This window comes from Pseudomonas sp. SWRI111, from assembly GCF_014268555.1.
Lineage (GTDB): Bacteria > Pseudomonadota > Gammaproteobacteria > Pseudomonadales > Pseudomonadaceae > Aquipseudomonas > Aquipseudomonas hamedanensis.
The window spans coordinates 1-316 of sequence record NZ_JABWQQ010000084.1 but is presented as its reverse complement, the minus strand read 5'-3'; the positions used below and the strand labels follow the sequence as shown (position 1 = coordinate 316).

The 316-nt window shown below is 63.9% G+C and carries 1 protein-coding gene; it reads right to left on the bottom strand.

Annotated elements, in window-relative coordinates; genetic code table 11:
* A partial coding sequence (locus HU755_RS27040; protein ID WP_186638311.1) for an RHS repeat domain-containing protein occupies nt 1-316 on the bottom strand: 316 nt, incomplete at both ends.

Here is a 316-nt window from a genome sequence, read left to right as displayed (position 1 = left end):
GGCTTTTTTCGGGCCTTTGCCGTCGAGCAGGGCCAAGGGGCGGAAGGTGCCGGGTTCGTAGACGAAGCTGCGGTACTCGGTTGGGCTGCTTTCGGCGACGAGTTGATCGCCCTGCCAGAAGAACTCAGTGGCGATGCCGTCCACGATTTTGCGGATGCGCCGGCCGAAGGCATCGTATTGGTAACTGGCGGTCTGGCCGTCGGGGCGGGTCAGGCCGATCAGGCGGTGCTGGCAGTCGAAGCGGTATTCGGTGACGAGGGTCTGACCGTGGCCCCGACGTTCGCGGATCAGGTTGCCGAAGGCGTCGTAGTCGTAA